The organism is Streptomyces sp. NPDC027185 (assembly GCF_055567035.1).
Genome location: NZ_JBVHRF010000002.1, coordinates 285,382 through 302,801 on the forward strand (window position 1 = coordinate 285,382; position 17,420 = coordinate 302,801).

The 17,420-nt window shown below is 73.7% G+C and carries 10 protein-coding genes; 8 read left to right on the forward strand and 2 right to left on the reverse strand.

Translation table 11 applies throughout. The features are described from left to right. The first annotated feature begins 381 nt into the window (after positions 1 to 381). The 4 genes from ACZ4M8_RS06490 (at position 382) to glgB (ending at position 8,500) form a co-directional block, all read left to right on the forward strand. Entirely contained in the window at positions 382 to 2,382 is a 2,001-nt protein-coding gene (locus ACZ4M8_RS06490) for an alpha-1,4-glucan--maltose-1-phosphate maltosyltransferase (protein WP_467603854.1), read from the forward strand. Next, positions 2,379 to 4,097 carry a maltose alpha-D-glucosyltransferase gene (gene treS, locus ACZ4M8_RS06495; protein ID WP_467603855.1) on the forward strand — a complete coding sequence of 573 codons (1,719 nt, stop codon included), beginning with the start codon at positions 2,379 to 2,381 and terminating at the stop codon, positions 4,095 to 4,097. The genes ACZ4M8_RS06490 and treS overlap by 4 nt, the downstream gene beginning before the upstream one ends. A gap of 221 nt (positions 4,098 to 4,318) precedes the next feature. Next, entirely contained in the window at positions 4,319 to 5,767 is a 1,449-nt protein-coding gene (locus tag ACZ4M8_RS06500; RefSeq protein ID WP_467603858.1) for a maltokinase N-terminal cap-like domain-containing protein, read from the forward strand. Positions 5,768 to 6,079: 312 nt separating this feature from the next. After that, positions 6,080 to 8,500: a 1,4-alpha-glucan branching enzyme gene (gene glgB, locus ACZ4M8_RS06505; protein ID WP_467603859.1), complete on the forward strand. Its 2,421-nt coding sequence runs from the start codon at positions 6,080 to 6,082 to the stop codon at positions 8,498 to 8,500. Positions 8,501 to 8,622: 122 nt separating this feature from the next. Here glgB and ACZ4M8_RS06510 read toward each other — a convergent pair whose 3' ends face one another. Then, positions 8,623 to 9,174 (reverse strand): DUF4259 domain-containing protein, encoded by a 552-nt coding sequence (locus ACZ4M8_RS06510; RefSeq protein WP_467603861.1) that lies wholly within the window; start codon positions 9,172 to 9,174, stop codon positions 8,623 to 8,625. Between the two features lie 401 nt (positions 9,175 to 9,575). Next, complete coding sequence (locus ACZ4M8_RS06515; protein WP_467603863.1) at positions 9,576 to 10,979, reverse strand: cation:dicarboxylate symporter family transporter; 1,404 nt, start codon at positions 10,977 to 10,979, stop codon at positions 9,576 to 9,578. 140 nt (positions 10,980 to 11,119) lie between these two features. Between ACZ4M8_RS06515 and ACZ4M8_RS06520 the strand changes: the two genes are divergently transcribed. The 4 genes from ACZ4M8_RS06520 (at position 11,120) to ACZ4M8_RS06535 (ending at position 17,319) form a co-directional block, all read left to right on the forward strand. Beyond that, the gene (locus tag ACZ4M8_RS06520) at positions 11,120 to 12,826 is read left to right on the forward strand and encodes a sensor histidine kinase (RefSeq protein ID WP_467603865.1); all 1,707 of its coding nucleotides are present in this window, start codon (positions 11,120 to 11,122) and stop codon (positions 12,824 to 12,826) included. Continuing rightward, entirely contained in the window at positions 12,823 to 13,503 is a 681-nt protein-coding gene (locus ACZ4M8_RS06525; protein WP_467603868.1) for a response regulator, read from the forward strand. The genes ACZ4M8_RS06520 and ACZ4M8_RS06525 overlap by 4 nt, the downstream gene beginning before the upstream one ends. 421 nt (positions 13,504 to 13,924) lie before the next feature. Further along, on the forward strand, positions 13,925 to 14,707 hold the full coding sequence (locus ACZ4M8_RS06530) for an ABC transporter ATP-binding protein (protein WP_467603870.1): 783 nt from the start codon (positions 13,925 to 13,927) through the stop codon (positions 14,705 to 14,707). A 62-nt stretch (positions 14,708 to 14,769) separates the two neighbouring features. After that, entirely contained in the window at positions 14,770 to 17,319 is a 2,550-nt protein-coding gene (locus tag ACZ4M8_RS06535; protein ID WP_467603872.1) for an ABC transporter permease, read from the forward strand. Positions 17,320 to 17,420 lie beyond the last annotated feature (101 nt).

The window sequence follows — 17,420 nt, forward strand, 5'->3', positions numbered from 1 at the left end:
GCGTTCCGGGGGCGCCGGTGTTCCGGTCGTTCCAGCCGGTCCCGGCGTTCCCGGCGTTCCCGGCGTTCCCGGTGTTCCCGGTGTTCCCGGTGTTCCCGCACCCGTGGCGTTCGTGCGTTCCGGCCCGTTCCACCCCTCTCGTGTTCCGGCGTTCCAGGCTGCCGTTCCAGCGTCCCCGCCGTTCCACCCTTCTCGCCGCGCCGCCGCGGGCCACCCCGGGCCACCCCGCCTCGTGGTCCGCGGGCGCGGGCCGATCGGCTCCGCTCCGGCCGCCAACCGGGTGAAGGCGGCAGGCCCCTCGCCCCTCGCACACCGGCTCCCCCAGAGGAACGGATAGAAAGGAGAAATTCCGGCAAAACCTGACGATTCTCTGGTGAGCCCATGATCGGTCGTATCCCTGTCCTGGACATCCGCCCCCGGCTCGACGACGGCCGCCCCGCGAAGGCGGTGACGGGCGAGAGCTTCGACGTCTCGGCCACCGTCTTCCGCGAGGGCCACGGCGCCGTCGCCGCCCATGTCGTACTGACCGATCCGGCGGGCCGCAGCCGCCCGCCGGCCCCGATGGCCGAACTCCTCCCGGGCACCGACCGGTTCACCGCCGAGATCACCCCCGACGCCGAGGGCCGCTGGACGTACACCGTCGAGGCGTGGGCCGACCCCGTCACCACCTGGCGCCGCGCCGCCGCCGCGAAGCTCCCCGCCGCACCGGACCTCGAACTCACCCTCCACGAAGGCGCCGACCTGCTGGAACGCGCCGCCGACGGCGTCCCCAAGAAGGCCGGGCGGGAGGCGGTGCTCGCCGCCGCCGACGCGCTGCGCGCCACCACCGCACCGCCCGCCGACCGCCTCGCCGCTGCCACCGCCCCCGCCGTCACCGACGCGCTCGCCCGCCACCCCCTGCGCACTCTGCTCACCGTCGCGGACCCGCTGCCGCTCCTCGTCGAACGCCGCCGGGCGCTGTACGGATCGTGGTACGAGCTGTTCCCGCGCTCCGAGGGTGCCACCGCAGGGCCGGACGGGACGCTGATCAGCGGCACCCTGCGCACCGCCGCCGAGCGGCTGCCGGCCGTCGCCGCGATGGGGTTCGACGTGGTCTACCTCCCGCCCGTCCACCCCATCGGCACCACCCACCGCAAGGGCCCCAACAACTCCCTGACCGCCGGGCCGCACGACGTGGGCTCCCCCTGGGCCATCGGTTCGGCGGCCGGCGGACACGACGCGCTCCACCCGGACCTCGGCACCTTCGAGGACTTCGACCACTTCGTGCGCACCGCCCGTGACCTGCGGATGGAGGTCGCCCTCGACTTCGCGCTCCAGTGCTCGCCGGACCATCCCTGGCTCACCCGGCACCCGGAGTGGTTCCGCCACCGCGCCGACGGCTCGATCGCCTGCGCCGAGAACCCGCCCAAGACGTACCAGGACATCCATCCGCTCGACTTCGACACCGACTTCCCGGGGCTGGTCCGCGAGACCGAGCGGCTGCTGCGCTTCTGGATGGACAAGGGGGTGCGGATCTTCCGGGTCGACAATCCGCACACCAAACCGGTGCACTTCTGGGAGACGGTGATCGGCGCCATCGGCCGCACCGACCCCGATGTGATCTTCCTCGCCGAGGCGTTCACCCGCCCCGCGATGGTCCACGCGCTGGCCCGCGCCGGGTTCCAGCAGTCGTACACGTACTTCACCTGGCGGAACACCAAGCGGGAGCTGACCGAGTACCTCACCGAACTCGCCGGCGCGAGCGCCGCGTATCTGCGGCCCAACCTCTTCGTCAACACCCCGGACATCCTGCACGGCTACCTCCAAGGCGGCGGGCGCCCCGCCTTCGCCGTCCGCGCGGTGCTGGCCGCCACCCTCTCCCCCAGCTGGGGCGTCTACGCGGGCTACGAGCTGTACGAGGACCGGCCCGCGGAGCCGGGCAGCGAGGAGTACCTCGACTCCGAGAAGTACCAGCTGCGGCCACGTGACTGGGCGGCAGCCGCCCGGGACGGCAACAGCCTGGCGCCGCTGCTCACCACGCTCAACCGGATCCGCCGCCGCCACCTCGCCCTTCAGCAACTGCGGCGGCTGCATTTCCATCACACCGACAACGACGCGGTCCTCGCCTATTCCAAACGCGCGGGCCGCGATCACCGCGCCGATACCGTCCTGACCGTGGTGAACCTTGATCCACACCACACCCAGGAGGCCACGGTCTCGTTGAACATGCCGGAACTCGGCCTCGGCCGGGACGATTCCTTCCCGGTGCGCGACGAGCTCACCGGCGACACCTACCACTGGGGCAGGGACAACTATGTACGGCTCGATCCGGGCCAGTCGCCCGCGCCCGCGCACGTACTGTCCCTGCGACCGTCCTCACCGATCGGAGGGTCACCCAATTGATCGTCAACGAGCCCGTGCACGACACGTTCGAGGACACACCGGAAAAGGACCGTGATCCGGAATGGTTCAAACGCGCCGTCTTCTACGAGGTCCTGGTCCGTTCCTTCCAGGACAGCAACGGAGACGGTGTCGGCGACCTCAAGGGCCTCACCTCGCGGCTCGATTATCTGCAATGGCTGGGCGTGGACTGCCTCTGGCTCCCACCGTTCTTCAAGTCACCGCTGCGGGACGGCGGTTACGACGTCGCCGACTACACCGCGGTGCTCGAAGAATTCGGCGACCTCGCCGATTTCGTGGAATTCGTCGACGCCGCCCACCAGCGCGGTATGCGGGTCATCATCGACATGGTGATGAACCACACCAGCGACCAGCACCCGTGGTTCCAGTCCTCCCGCACGGACCCCGAAGGGCCCTACGGCGATTACTACGTCTGGGCAGACGACGACAAGCAGTACGCCGACGCGCGCATCATCTTCGTCGACACCGAGGCGTCCAACTGGACCTTCGACCCGGTGCGCAAGCAGTACTACTGGCACCGCTTCTTCTCGCATCAGCCGGACCTCAACTACGAGAACCCTGCGGTCCAGGAGGAGATGATTTCCGCACTGCGGTTCTGGCTGGACCTGGGCATCGACGGCTTCCGGCTCGACGCGGTCCCGTACCTCTACGCCGAGGAGGGCACGACCTGCGAGAACCTGCCGCGCTCGCACGCCTTCCTCAAGCGGGTCCGCGCCGAGATCGACGCGCATTACCCGGACACCGTGCTACTGGCGGAGGCGAACCAGTGGCCCGAGGACGTCGTCGACTACTTCGGCGACTACGGCAGCGGCGGCGATGAATGCCATATGGCGTTCCACTTCCCCGTCATGCCGCGCATCTTCATGGCGGTGCGCCGCGAATCGCGCTATCCGGTGTCGGAAATCCTCGCCAAGACCCCGGCGATCCCGTCCGGCTGCCAGTGGGGCATCTTCCTGCGCAACCACGACGAGCTGACCCTCGAAATGGTCACCGACGAAGAGCGCGACTACATGTACGCGGAGTACGCCAAGGACCCGCGTATGCGGGCCAATATCGGTATCCGCCGCCGCCTCGCCCCGCTCCTCGACAACGACCGCAACCAGATCGAACTCTTCACCGCCCTGCTGCTCTCCCTGCCGGGCTCGCCGATTCTCTACTACGGCGACGAGATCGGCATGGGGGACAACATCTGGCTCGGCGACCGCGACGCGGTCCGCACCCCGATGCAGTGGACCCCGGACCGCAATGCGGGATTCTCCTCCTGTGACCCCGGGCGGCTCACCCTGCCGACCATCATGGACCCGGTCCACGGATATCAGGTCACCAATGTCGAAGCCGCGATGAGTTCCCCGTCGTCGCTGCTGCACTGGACCCGCCGGATGATCGAGATCCGGAAACAGAATCCGGCGTTCGGACTCGGCAGCTACACCGAACTCCCCTCCACCAATCCGGCGGTTCTCGCCTTTCTGCGGGCCGCACCCGGCGAGAACGGAGCGGACGACGATCTCGTCCTGTGCGTCCACAATTTCTCGCGCTTCGCCCAGCCGACGGAACTGGATCTGACGGAATTCTCCGGACGCCATCCGGTGGAGTTGATCGGCGGCGTGCATTTCCCGCCGATCGGCGCGCAGCCGTATCCGCTGACGCTGGCGGGCCACGGCTTCTACTGGTTCCGGCTGCGCCGCAACGCGGTCTGACGCGGGGCGGGGACGGCCCGCCCCGCCCCGCGCGGGCGGGACGGCGGGCCCGGCGGCGCAAGCGGTGCGACCCGCCCGGCGCGCGTCCCGTACGGGCCCGCCGCCGGGACTCCCTCCGGGGTCCGTCCGGGCGTACGCCACCCGCGTCGCCACCCGGAGAACGCGACATTCCTGGACACTTTGCACGACCTGTCGAGTGCCCCGGGAAAGGACGCGCCCCCATGCCGGACCCCGCCTCGACCGGTGCTCCGCCCAGATCCGGCGGGCCGCCGCTCACCGCCGCGCCCGATCTGCTGTCCTCGCTCGCGCCGCTGCTCGCCGACTGGCTGCCCACGCGGCGGTGGTTCGCCGGGCACGGACGGCTGATCACCGGCTTCACCCTGCTCTCCGCGACCGAACTGCTGCCCCGCGCCGCCGCCGGCGGCCCGCCCGGCCTGCTCCATCTGCTGATCCGGGTGGCGCAGGCCGCGGCGCCGGCGGCCGGTGCGCCACCCGGCGGCGACTGCTACCAACTGCTGCTGGGGGTGGGCCGGGAGCTGCCGCCGCGACTGGCGCCCGCGCTGATCGGCCGCCCGGCCGGCGGCCCGCTGCGCGGCCACGCCGTCCACGACGCGCTGCTCGACGGGCGCCTGTGCGGGCTGCTGCTGGAGCGGCTGCGGTTGCCGGGCCGGATCGGGGCGCTGGACTTCCACCGCGAGGCGGGCGCCGCGATCCCGCCCCGGCTGTCCGGCCGGCCGCTCACCGCGGAGCAGTCCCACACCTCCCTGGTCTACGGCGAGACGCTGATCCTCAAGGTCTTCCGGCAGGTCACACCGGGGCTCAACCCGGATCTGGAGCTGTCGCGCGCACTGGCCGGGGCGGGGTGCCCGCGGGTGCCCGCGCCCGTCGCGTGGTTCGAGGCCCGTCCCCCGGGCGGCGGCGCCGAGCCGACGACGCTGGGCGTGCTCCAGCCGTTCCTGCCGGGCTATGCGGACGGCTGGCAGCTGGCGCGGGCGGCGCTGACCGGACGCGCCGACTTCACCGCCCCGGCCCGCTCCCTGGGCCGCGCCACCGCCGAGGTGCACACCGCGCTCGCGCGGGCGCTGCCCACCGCCGCGCTGCGCCGTCCGCAGCTGGAGTCCATCGCGGCGGGGATGCGGGCCCGGCTGGAGACCACCGCCCGCGCGGTGCCCGGTCTGCGGCCGTACCGTACCGGGCTGCGCGCCGCGTTCGACGCGCTCACCGTCGCCGGGCGGGGCGGCGGCAGCTGGCCGGCGCAGCGTATCCACGGCGATCTGCACCTGGGCCAGACGCTCCGCCCGGCCCGGGGCCCCGGCCGCTGGTCGCTGATCGACTTCGAGGGGGAACCGGCCCGTCCGCTGGCCGAGCGGCGCCGCCCGCAGCCGGCGGTCCGTGATGTCGCGGCGATGCTCCGCTCCTTCGACTACGCGGCCCGCAGCGGCCCCTCGGGCGGCGACACCTGGTCCCTGGAGTGGGCGCGCCGCACCCGGGAGGCGTACTGCCGCGGCTACGCGGAGGGCGGCGGCCCCGACCCGTGCGCGGCCCCGGAACTGCTGCGCGCCTACGAGACCGACAAGGCCGTCTACGAGGTCCTGTACGAGGCCCGGCACCGCCCCGACTGGCTGCCGGTCCCGATGGCCGCGGTACGGCGGCTGGCCGGCGGCGGGTGAGAGTCCCGGGCGGGGCGGGACGCCGGGCCCGTGCCCCCGGGCGCCGCTCGCCGGGGCGGGCCGCCGGGGCCGGCCCCGCGGGCACCGCCGGGCGTCCCCGGTACGCCCGGCCGGGACGTCCCGAGGACGCGCCGTCTCCCGGCACCGGGGTCCCGGCACCGGGGTCCCGCGCCCGTGGACGACGCCAGGGGCTCGCGGTGGCGGGACCCGCGTCCCCGCAGGTCACCGGGGTGCCGCATGCCGTGGCCCGTGATTGCCCCGTCCCGTCCGCCGTTCCCGTCATCCGTCGACGCCGCGTCCAGGAGGCCGCCCATGACCGTCCGTCCGCCGACCCGCAGCCCCGCTCCCGCGCCGCCGGGCACCGCCCAGGAGGCGGGCGGGGACGCCGCCGCGCCGGGCGCGGAGCCCGTGTCGCGGGCCCGGCGCCCGGCGCCGTCCGGCGCGCCCGGCCCCACGGGCGCCGCACCGGAGCCGGTCGCCGGTGCGGCCGCAGACCTCGCCGGCGCGGGGGGACCGCTCGACGGCGCACCCGGCCCGGAGGTACGGGCGGCCGACCCCCTCCCCGATGCGGAACGCGCCCGGCTGCTGGCCGGGGCGCACCACGATCCGCACGCCGTGCTCGGGGCACGGCCGGTGCCCGGCGGGGTGCTCTTCCGGGTGCTGCGGCCGCACGCCCGGGAGGTCGCGGTCGTCACCGGGGAGCGGCGGGCCGTGCTGCGGCCCGAGGGGGACGGGCTGTTCGCCGGGGTGCTGCCACTGGACGCCGTCCCCGCGTACGAGCTGCGGGTGGGGTATCCGGACGCCGTCCTGACGGTCCGCGATCCGTACGGTTTCCTGCCGGCGCTGGGCGAGCCGGATCTGCGGCTGCTGGGCGAGGGGCGGCACGAGGAGCTGTGGCGGGCGCTCGGCGCCCGTGTCCTGACGCATCAGGGCGCCACCGGCACGCGCTTCACCGTCTGGGCGCCGAACGCGCGCGGGGTACGCGTCCTCGGCGACTTCAACCACTGGGACGGCACCGCCTTCCCGATGCGGTCGCTGGGCGCCTCGGGGGTGTGGGAGCTGTTCCTGCCCGGTGTCGGCGCGGGTGAGCTGTACAAGTTCGAGATCGTCCGGCCGGACGGTTCGCACACGCTGCGCGCCGACCCGATGGCCCGGCGCACGGAGTGCCCGCCGGCCACCGCCTCGGTCGTCGACGCCGCGCACCACCGGTGGCGGGACGGCGCCTGGATGGCCGCGCGCGGCGCCCGGCCGCCGCACACCGCGCCGTTCTCCGTCTACGAGGTGCACCTGCCGTCCTGGCGCCCCGGGCTGACGTACCGCCAACTCGCCGCGCAGCTGCCCGCGTACGTCCAGGACCTCGGCTTCACGCATGTGGAGTTCATGCCGCCGACCGAGCACCCCTTCGGCGGCTCCTGGGGCTACCAGGTCACCGGCTACTACGCGCCGACCGCCCGGATGGGCACCCCGGACGACTTCCGGTATCTCGTCGACGCGCTGCATCGCGCGGGGATCGGGGTGCTGATCGACTGGGTGCCCGCGCACTTCCCGCGCGACGACTGGGCGCTGGCGGAGTTCGACGGGCGGCCGCTGTACGAGCATCCGGACCCGCAGCGGGCCGCGCACCCGGACTGGGGGACGCTGGAGTTCGACTACGGGCGGGCCGAGGTCCGCGCCTTCCTCGTCGCCAACGCGGTGTACTGGTGCGAGGAGTTCCACATCGACGGGCTGCGGGTGGACGCCGTCGCGTCGATGCTCCACCTCGACTACTCGCGGGCGCCGGGCGGCTGGACGCCGAACGTCCACGGCGGGCGGGAGAACCTCGACGCCGTCGCCTTCCTCCAGCAGCTGAACGCCACCCTGCACCGCCGCTGCCCCGGTGTGGTCACCGTCGCCGAGGAGTCCACCGCCTGGGAGGGCGTCACCCGCGCCCCCGACGAGCCGGGGCAGAGCGGCCTGGGCGGGCTGGGTTTCGACCTGAAGTGGAACATGGGCTGGATGCACGACTCCCTCGGGTACGCCGCCAAGGAGCCGGTGCACCGCCGCTACCACCACGGCGAGATGACCTTCCCGATGGTCTACGCGTACGCCGAGAACTATCTGCTGCCGATCTCGCACGACGAGGTGGTGCACGGCAAGGGGTCGCTGGTCTCCAAGATGCCGGGCGACTGGTGGCAGCAGCGGGCCACCCACCGGGCCTACCTCGGCCACATGTGGGCCCACCCCGGCAAGCAGCTCCTCTTCATGGGGCAGGAGTTCGCCCAGGGTGCGGAGTGGGCCGAGCGGCACGGCCCGGACTGGTGGCTGCTGGACCCGTCGTACGCGGCGGAGCCGGACCACCGCGGGGTGCGGGACCTGGTGCGCGAGCTGAACCGGGGCTACGCGGCGGCGCCCGCGCTGTGGGAGCGGGACGCCGATCCGGCGGGCTTCGCGTGGGTCGACGCGGACGCCGCCGAGGACAACGTCTTCGCCTTCCTTCGCTTCGCCGCCGACGGCTCCCCGCTGCTGGCCGTCGCCCACTACTCCCCCGTGGTCCGCGAGGGCTACCGGCTCGGCGTCCCGGACCCCGCCACCACCTGGCACGAGGTGCTGAACACCGACGCCGCGCGCTACGGCGGCGGCGGGGTCGGCAACCCCGGCCCGCTGACCCCGGAGCCGGTGCCCGCGCACGGCAGGGAGAGCTCGCTCACCGTCACCCTGCCGCCGCTGGCGACGCTCTGGCTGCGCCCGGAGTGAGGGCGACCGCGGGCGGACGGACCACGGTGTGCCGGGCCGCCCGGCACACCCGGCCCGGCAGCGCGGGGCCGCCCGGCACACCGGGAGACCGCCGCCCCGGCCGGGCCCCGCCCCGGCAGCGGTCAGACCCGCTCGGCGGCCGGTCCGAGCGCGGCCCGCAGTCCGGCGACCGAGGCGCGCCACTGCGGTCCGGCGTCCGACGCGTCCCACAGCTCGGCCAGCTCGGAATCGGGGGCGAGCACCCGGTCCAGGGCGCGGACGGCGAGGCCGGTCAGCTCGGGCGGCGGCTGCGGTATGACACAGCGCGGAACGGAGACCGCCGCAGCCCCGCACCCGGTGGCGCCACCGGCCGCCGCCCCGGCACCGGCCACGCCGCCCCCGGCCACGCCCGTACCGGCCTCCTCGGCTCCGGCCGCGCCCGCCGTAGGGGCGCAGGCCCCGCCCGCGCCGCCCGGCGCCGTACCGCCCGCCGCCGGCCGGGCGGCGGCCAGCAGGGCGGCGGCGGCCACCGCCGTCTCACCCTCCGGCGCGTCCAGGTACCAGCGCTCCTCGACGGCGTCGGCCAGCGCCGTGCGCACCGCGAAGAGGCGGCGGTTCTCCGGCAGCGCGCCCAGCCGCACCACGAGGTCCGCCGCGGCGTCGCCACCGAACGGACCCGTCCCCCATGTGCCCATGCCCCGCTCCTCGTCCACCGGCGGCCGGTGCACACCGGCCGCGCTCAACCCGTCCCCCGCATGGTGCCGCACCCCACTGACAACGGCCCTCCGGCGCAGGCGCGAAAAGGCCGGAAGACGGCCGCTCCATCCCGCATATCCGCAGGTGGGATGGGAGGAAGAGAGAAACGGAGCGGGGCGGAGAACCCGTACGGGGCGGGCGCCCGAAGGCACCCGCCCCGTACGGCGGCGGAACACGGCGCGGGGCCCGGCACGCGCGGCACACCCGGCCCGGCCCGCGGCCCCGGCCCGGCACACCCGGAGGCCCTCGGCGCCCCGGCACACCCGGCGCCTCCGCGCGGCGCCTGGCCCCGCGGCGGAGGCGGTCGGCCCCGGCGGCCTCCGCCCGGCCGGCGGACCCCTCAGACCTTGGCGGGCTCCTTCGTCCCGTCGCCCGCGTGCGGGGCGTCGTCGGTGGCGGGTGCGGGTGCACCGTGGTCGTCGGTGAGCGTCGCCTCGTCGAAGGGGAGGCGGCCGGCGAGGACCTCGCCCACCCGGCTCTTGTCGATCTCCTTGGTCCAGGTGCCGATGAGGACCGTGGCGACGGCGTTGCCGGCGAAGTTGGTGAGCGCCCGCGCCTCGCTCATGAAGCGGTCGATGCCGACGATCAGACCGACGCCGTCGACCAGTTCGGGGCGGTGCGACTGGAGGCCGCCGGCGAGGGTGGCCAGGCCCGCGCCGGTGACACCGGCGGCGCCCTTCGACGCGATGATCATGAAGACGAGGAGGGAGATCTGCTGCCCCAGGGCGAGCGGCTGCCCCATGGCCTCGGCGACGAACAGCGCGGACATCGTCAGGTAGATGGCGGTGCCGTCGAGGTTGAAGCTGTAGCCGGTCGGGACGGTGATGCCGACCACCGGCTTGCTGACGCCCAGGTGCTCCATCTTGGCGATCAGCCGCGGCAGCGCCGACTCCGAGGAGGAGGTGGACAGGATCAGCAGGAACTCCCGCGCCAGGTACTTCAGCAGCAGGAAGATGTTCACCTTGGCGAAGAGGCGCAGCAGCGTGCCCAGGACGACGATCACGAAGAGCAGGCAGGTGAGGTAGAAACCGACCATGATCACGGCGAGCGACTTCAGCGCGTCCACGCCGGTCTCGCCGACCACCGCGGCGATGGCGCCGAAGGCACCGACCGGCGCCACCCACATGATCATCGACAGCACCCGGAAGATCAGCTTCTGCAGGTGCCCGACGCCGCGCAGCACCGGCTCGCCCGCCTTGCCCAGCGACTGCAGACCGAAGCCGACGAGCAGCGCGACCAGCAGCGTCTGGAGGACCTCGCCCTGGGTGAAGGCGGAGACCAGCGTCTTCGGGATCATGCCGAGGAGGAAGTCGGCGGTGGACTCGCCGCCGCCCTCGGTCTGCGCCTGGCCCGCGTGCCGGACCGTCTCGGTCAGGTGCAGCCCCGAACCGGGCTCCAGGATGTTGCCGACGACCAGGCCGATGGCGAGGGCGACGGTGGACATCACCATGAAGTAGCCGAGGGCGAGTCCGCCGACCGCGCCGACCTTGGCCGCCTTACGGACCGAGCCGACGCCCAGCACGATCGTGCAGAAGATGACCGGCGAGATCATCATCTTGATCAGGTTCACGAACCCGGTGCCGAGCGGCTTCAGCTCGACGGCGACCCCGGGGGCGATGAAGCCCACGGCGATACCGAGCAGCACCGCGGCGATCACGGCGATGTAGAGGAAATGCGTCCGGTCCCGCTTCTTCGGCGCGCTCTCCCCGGTGGTACCGCCGGACGGCGGCGTCTTTGCAGCCACGGCTGCCTCCTCGCTCTACGGTTGCGCGCGGATCTGCGGCTCGGGCGCAACGAATCCCGGCGACTATGCACCCCACGTGTGGCGTGCGTCACCCTTACGTGCATTTCGTTCATGTAAAAGTGACCGGGCAGACTGTTTGCATGCACCTCGCCCTCCCGCGTTCGCCCTGGCGTCCGCGCCGTCCCCGCAGCCTCGCCGGGCAGCTCTTCGCCATGCAGGTCCTGCTGGTGGCCGTGGTCGTCGCGGGCTGCGTGGTCTTCGCGTACGTGAGCGCCGGGCGGCAGGCGAGCAGGACCGCGCGGCAACAGACGACGGCGGTGACGACGGCGGTCGCCGACTCGCCCTCGGTGATCGCCGCCGCCCGCACCGCCGACCCCACGGCGGTGCTCCAGCCGTACACCGAGCGGCTGCGGCGCGACGCGGACGTGGACTTCGTCGTCGTCATGGCGCCGGACGGCACCCGCTGGACGCACCCCGAGCCGGACGCGATCGGCGGGACGTACCTCGGGCACACCGCGCGGGCGCTGCGCGGCGAGACGTTCGCGGAGACGCATCTGGGCGTGCTGGGGCCGTCGGTGCGGGTCATCGCGCCGGTCCGCGACCCCGCGCACGGCGGCCGCATCACCGCGCTGGTCAGCTCCGGCATCACCATCGCCACCATCAGCGAGCAGCTGCGCGATCAGGTGCTGGCGCTGCTCGGGGTCGCCGCGGCGGCGCTGGCGCTGGGCGGGCTCGGCACGTACGTCATCAACGCCCGGTTGCGGCGGCACACCCACGGGATGAACGCCGCCGAGCTGAGCCGGATGCACGGCTACCACCAGGCGGCGCTGCACGCGGTGCGCGAGGGGCTGCTGATGCTCGACGGGCAGCGGCGGGTCTCGCTGCTCAACGACGGTGCCCGGGAACTCCTCGGGGTGGACGGTGTGGCGGTGGGCCGTCCGGTGGCGGAGCTGGGGCTGCCCGCGCCGCTGGCGGCGGCGCTGACCGCACCGGGCCCGCTCCGCGACGAACTGCATCTGACGGACGAGCGGGTGCTGGTCGTCAACTCCGCCCCGGTCTCCGGCGGGGAGCACCGCGGCAGCGTCATCACCCTGCGCGACCACACCGAACTCCAGGCGCTGTCCGGCGAGTTGGACTCGGTACGCGGCTTCGCCGAGGCGCTGCGGTCGCAGGCGCACGAGGCCGCCAACCGGCTGCACACGGTGGTGTCGCTGATCGAACTGGGCCGCGCCGACGAGGCGGTGGAGTTCGCCACCGCCGAGCTGGAGCTGGCGCAGGCGCTGACCGACCAGGTCGTCGGCGCGGTCGCCGAACCGGTCCTCGCCGCCCTGCTGCTGGGCAAGGCGGCGCAGGCCAACGAGCACGGCGCGGAGCTGGTGCTGACCTGCGACAGCCGCATCGACGACGGGCTGCTGCCGCCGCGCCTGCCCGCCCGGGACCTGGTCACGGTGGTGGGCAACCTCATCGACAACGCGCTGGACGCGGCGGCGCCGGACGCCACCTCGGGCGCCGCGCCCCCGGAGGCCGACGGCTCGGGCGGGCCCGCCGATCCGCCGCGGGTCACCGTCACCGCCCGCCCGGACGGCGGCGAACTGCTGCTGTGCGTGGCGGACAACGGGCCCGGCGTGCCCGAGGAGAGCGCCGCGGAGATCTTCCGGCGCGGCTGGAGCAGCAAGCGGCCCGCGGCGGGCGCCCCGGGGCGCGGCCGGGGGCTGGGCCTGGCCCTCGTACAGCAGGCGGTGCGGCGCAACGGCGGCACCCTCACCCTCGACCGGGCGCCGGAGGGCGGCGCGCGGTTCACCGTCCGGCTGCCGCTGCGGGACACGACGGACGGAGGCACCGTATGACCGGCCCCGACATCAAGGTCCTCGTCGTCGAGGACGACCCGGTGGCCGCCGACGCGCACACCCTGTACGTGGGGCGGGTGCCCGGTTTCACCGTGTCGGGCACCGTGCACTCCGGGGCCGACGCCCGCCGCCATCTCGACCACCACACCGTCGATCTGCTCCTGCTCGACCTGTATCTGCCGGACGGTCACGGGCTCCAGCTGATGCGGACGCTGCGCGGCGCGGGTCACGGCGCGGACGTCATCGCGGTCACCTCGGCGCGCGATCTGACGATGGTGCGCGAGGGTGTGTCGCTCGGCGTGGTGCAGTACCTGCTCAAGCCGTTCACCTTCGCCACGCTGCGCGACCGGCTCCAGCGCTACGCCGCGTTCCGCTCCACCGCGGGCGAGGCCAGCGGACAGGACGAGGTGGACCGGGCCATCGCCGCGCTGCGCGCCCCGCGTCCGGCGGCGCTGCCCAAGGGGCTGACCTCCGCGACGCTGCGCGCGGTCACCGACGCCCTGCGCGCCGCCGCCGACGGCCTGTCGGCCACCGAGACCGGCGCCGGTGTCGGCATCTCCCGGATCACCGCCCGCCGCTACCTGGAACACCTGGTGGAGACGGGCCGCGCGGCCCGCGCCCCGCAGTACGGCCAGGTGGGCCGCCCAGAGCTGCGCTACCGCTGGTCGGAGCGGTAACAGAGGGGCGGCGCGACCAGCCGCACGCTCCCCGGCTGGCCCGGGGAGCGTGCGTACGCGCCCCCGGCGGCGGCCGGCGGGCCCCGGCGACCGGCCCGCCGCCCCGCGCCCGTGACGCCCGCCCGGGAACTCCCCGCCACCCCGGGCACGTTGTGCGGGTACGTCCCGCACACCGGCGCACCGGCGCGAGCACGCCCCGCCGACCGCCCCGCGGTGGCAACCCCTCGACCCCTGGTACAGAGCGGGATTGGGCCTGTGGTCCTCACTCCCCGGACGGACGGCCGTCCCCCCTGAGAGGGACCGGCGGGCCCGGCGTGGGACTTCCGACCGGTACCGCTTCCACTCCCAGCGGGCGACGACCCGGGGCGGTGCCGCGGCCGAGGATGGGAGCACATCGCCCGTCCCGTTCCCAGGAGTTCCCGTGTCCCACCCGGCCGCCGCCCCGACCCCCACTCTCGCGACACCCGGCATCGCCGCCCGCGCGGCATCCCTCAGCAAGGTCTACGGCGCGGGCGAGACGCAGGTGGTGGCGCTGGACTCGGTCTCCGTCGACTTCGCCGCCGGGCAGTTCACCGCGATCATGGGCCCGTCCGGCTCCGGCAAGTCGACGCTGATGCACTGCATGGCCGGGCTCGACACGATCTCCTCCGGCTCGGTGCGCGTCGGGGACGTGGAGCTGGGCTCGCTCAGCGAGAAGAAGCTCACCCGGCTGCGCCGCGACAAGATCGGCTTCATCTTCCAGGCGTTCAACCTGCTGCCGACGCTGACCGCCGCCGAGAACATCACCCTCCCGATGGACATCGCGGGCCGCAAGCCCGACCCGCGGTGGATGAACGCGGTCATCGAGACGGTCGGCCTGTCCGGACGCCTGACCCACCGCCCCAGCCAGCTCTCCGGCGGCCAGCAGCAGCGCGTCGCCGTCGCCCGCGCCCTGGTCGCCCGGCCGGAGATCATCTTCGCGGACGAGCCGACCGGCAACCTCGACTCCCGCTCCGGCGCCGAGATCCTCGGCTTCCTCCGGGAGTCGGTGCGCGCCATGGGCCAGACCGTCGTGATGGTCACCCACGACCCGGTCGCCGCGGGCTACGCCGACCGCGTCGTCTTCCTCGCCGACGGCCGCATCGTCGAGGAGCTGTACGACCCCACCTCGGACGCCGTGCTGGACCGTATGCGGCGCTTCGACGGCCGCGGCCGTACGCAGTGACAGCGGCCCGCCGCCCCGCCCCGCCAACCCGCCCGAGCACCCGGCCCCAGGACTGACACACCATGTTCCGAACAGCCGTGCGCAATCTCCTCGCGCACAAGACCCGACTGCTGATGACCGTGCTCGCGGTCCTCCTCGGCGTCGCCTTCGTCTCCGGCACCCTCGTCTTCAGCGACACCGTCGGCGACGCCCTCAAGAACGCCTCCGCCAAGAACCTCGACGGCGTGGCGGTCTCCGTCCAGGGGATGCCGGTGGAGGACACCGACACCCCGGACGGCCGCCACACCACCCGCCTCACCGACAAGTCCGCGGAGCGGATCCGCGCCCTGCCCGGGGTGAGCGCCGTACGGACCGACATCACCGGTACGGCGGTCATCGCCGGCAAGGACGGCAAGCCGGTCGGCGACGCGTGGCAGAACCGCGCCGTCAACTACCAGCCGGGCGAGGACGGCAAGGACAGCCGCTACCCGCTGGTCGCCGGCCGCGGCCCGTCCGGCGCGGGCGAGCTGGCGCTGGCCGAGGACACCGCACGGCGGGCCGGCTACCGGCTCGGCGACTCCGTGCGGTTCGCCACCAACGGCCCGGTGCTGACGAAGAAGCTGGTCGGCCTCGTCTCCACCGACGACCCGCAGGTGACCGCCGGCGGTTCGCTGACCCTCCTGGACACCGCGACCGCGCAGCGGCTCTACCTCCACCCCGGCCAGTACGACGAGCTGGTGGTGGCGGCCGATCCCGGCGCCGACCAGCAGGCGCTGACCGACCGGATCAAGGAGCTGATGCCGTCCGAGGACGACTTCGCCGTCACCAGCGGCAAGCAGCTCGCCGCGGAGCAGAGCGACCAGCTCGCCGAGCAGAACAGGGCGCTGACCACCACGCTGCTGACCTTCGCCGGGATCGCGCTGTTCGTCGGCGTCTTCATCATCGCCAACACCTTCACCATGCTGATCTCCCAGCGCACCCGCGAGATCGCGCTGCTGCGCGCGGTCGGCGCCTCGCGCCGCCAGGTGGTGCGATCGGTCCTCATCGAGGCGACGGTCCTGGGTCTGATCGCGTCCGTCATCGGCATGGCCCTCGGCGTCGGCATCGCCCTGGGCATCCGCGCGGTGCTCAACGCCAACGACGCCGGGCTCCCGGACGGCCCGCTCGTCATCGGTCCCGTCGCGGTCCTCGCCTCGCTGGCCACCGGCGTCGTGGTGACGGTCCTGGCCGCGTGGCTGCCGTCCCGCAAGGCCGCGAAGATCGCGCCGGTGGAGGCGCTGAGCACCGTCGACACCCAGCCGGCCCCGCGCAGCCTGGTGCTGCGCAACACCGTGGGCGCCGTCATCACCGGTATCGGTGTGGCCCTCATGATCTGGGTCTCGACGCTGACGTCCAGCGACGACCTGCCCATCGCGATGGGCGGCTCCGCGCTGACCATGATCGGCGTGATCATCCTGGCGCCGCTGCTGTCGCGCCCCCTGGTCGCCCTGTGCGGGCTGGCCACCACCCGGATGTTCGGCACCGTCGGCAAGCTCTCCAAGGAGAACGCGCTGCGCAACCCGCGCCGCACCGCCGCGACCGGCTCGGCGCTGATGATCGGCCTCACCCTGATCACCGGCATGACCGTCACCGGATACTCCGCACAGGCCGCCATCGACCAGCTCACCGAGACGCAGATGACCGCGGACTACCAGGTCTCCACGTCCACGCTGTCCGGTATGGACCCGAAGCTGTCGGCGAAGGCGGCGCAGGTGCCCGGCGTCGAGGCGATGGCCCCGCTGCGCGGTACCGGCGTCATCGCCGGCAGCCGGGCCTTCTACCTCAACGGCACCGACCTGACCACGATCGGCAAGGTCACCCGCCTCACCTTCGTCCAGGGCTCGCTGGACGCGGTCCGTCCCGGCGGTATCGCGGTGTCCGAGACCGTTGCGAAGGAAGGCGGCTGGCACGCCGGCTCCGTGGTGAGCGGCCGGTTCTTCGACGAGAAGTCGGAGCGGCTGACGATCGCCGCGGTCTACCAGGACAACGACGTCGCCGGTGACGCGCTCTCCGACATGGCGCCGATCGCCGCGCACCTGCCGCGGGCACAGGACGACAAGGTGCTGGTCAAGACGGCCGGCGGCCCGTCCGAGAAGATGGCGGCGCAGCTGCGGCACGCCTTCGGCGACAGCCCCCTGATGAAGGTGCAGAGCCGCGAGGAGCTGCGCCAGGAGGCGTCCGGCCCGATCGGCATGCTGGTGAACATGGTCTACGGCCTGCTGGGCATGGCCATCGTCATCGCGGTGGTCGGCGTGATCAACACCCTGGCGATGTCGGTGTTCGAGCGGACCCGCGAGATCGGGATGCTGCGCGCCATCGGCCTGGCCCGGACCGGCATCAAGCAGATGGTCCGCCTGGAGTCCGTCGTCATCTCGCTCTTCGGCGCGGTGCTCGGCATCGGCGTGGGCCTCTTCCTCTCCTGGGCCGGCGGCTCCCTGCTCAGCTCGGAGTGGGAGCCCTACACCACGCTGCTGCCGTGGGGACGGCTGGCGCTGTTCGTGGCGATCGCGCTGGCCGTGGGCCTGCTGGCCGCCGCCTGGCCGGCCCGCCGCGCGGCGAAGCTGAACATGCTTCAGGCCATCGGCTCCCAGTGACACCCGCACACGACGGCGGGGGGGGGGGGGGGGGGGGCGGGAGTGTGTTGGTGGGGGAGGGTTGGGAGGAGGTAACGGAGAGGGGGAGAATCTGTTGCGCC

Coding starts and splice junctions, on each gene's coding strand:
- ACZ4M8_RS06490 (WP_467603854.1), top strand. CDS start 382: ATGATCGGTCGTATCCCTGTCCTGGACATCCGCCCCCGGCTCGACGAC.
- ACZ4M8_RS06500 (WP_467603858.1), top strand. CDS start 4,319: ATGCCGGACCCCGCCTCGACCGGTGCTCCGCCCAGATCCGGCGGGCCG.
- glgB (WP_467603859.1), top strand. CDS start 6,080: ATGACCGTCCGTCCGCCGACCCGCAGCCCCGCTCCCGCGCCGCCGGGC.
- ACZ4M8_RS06510 (WP_467603861.1), bottom strand. CDS start 9,174: ATGGGCACATGGGGGACGGGTCCGTTCGGTGGCGACGCCGCGGCGGAC.
- ACZ4M8_RS06520 (WP_467603865.1), top strand. CDS start 11,120: ATGCACCTCGCCCTCCCGCGTTCGCCCTGGCGTCCGCGCCGTCCCCGC.
- ACZ4M8_RS06525 (WP_467603868.1), top strand. CDS start 12,823: ATGACCGGCCCCGACATCAAGGTCCTCGTCGTCGAGGACGACCCGGTG.
- ACZ4M8_RS06535 (WP_467603872.1), top strand. CDS start 14,770: ATGTTCCGAACAGCCGTGCGCAATCTCCTCGCGCACAAGACCCGACTG.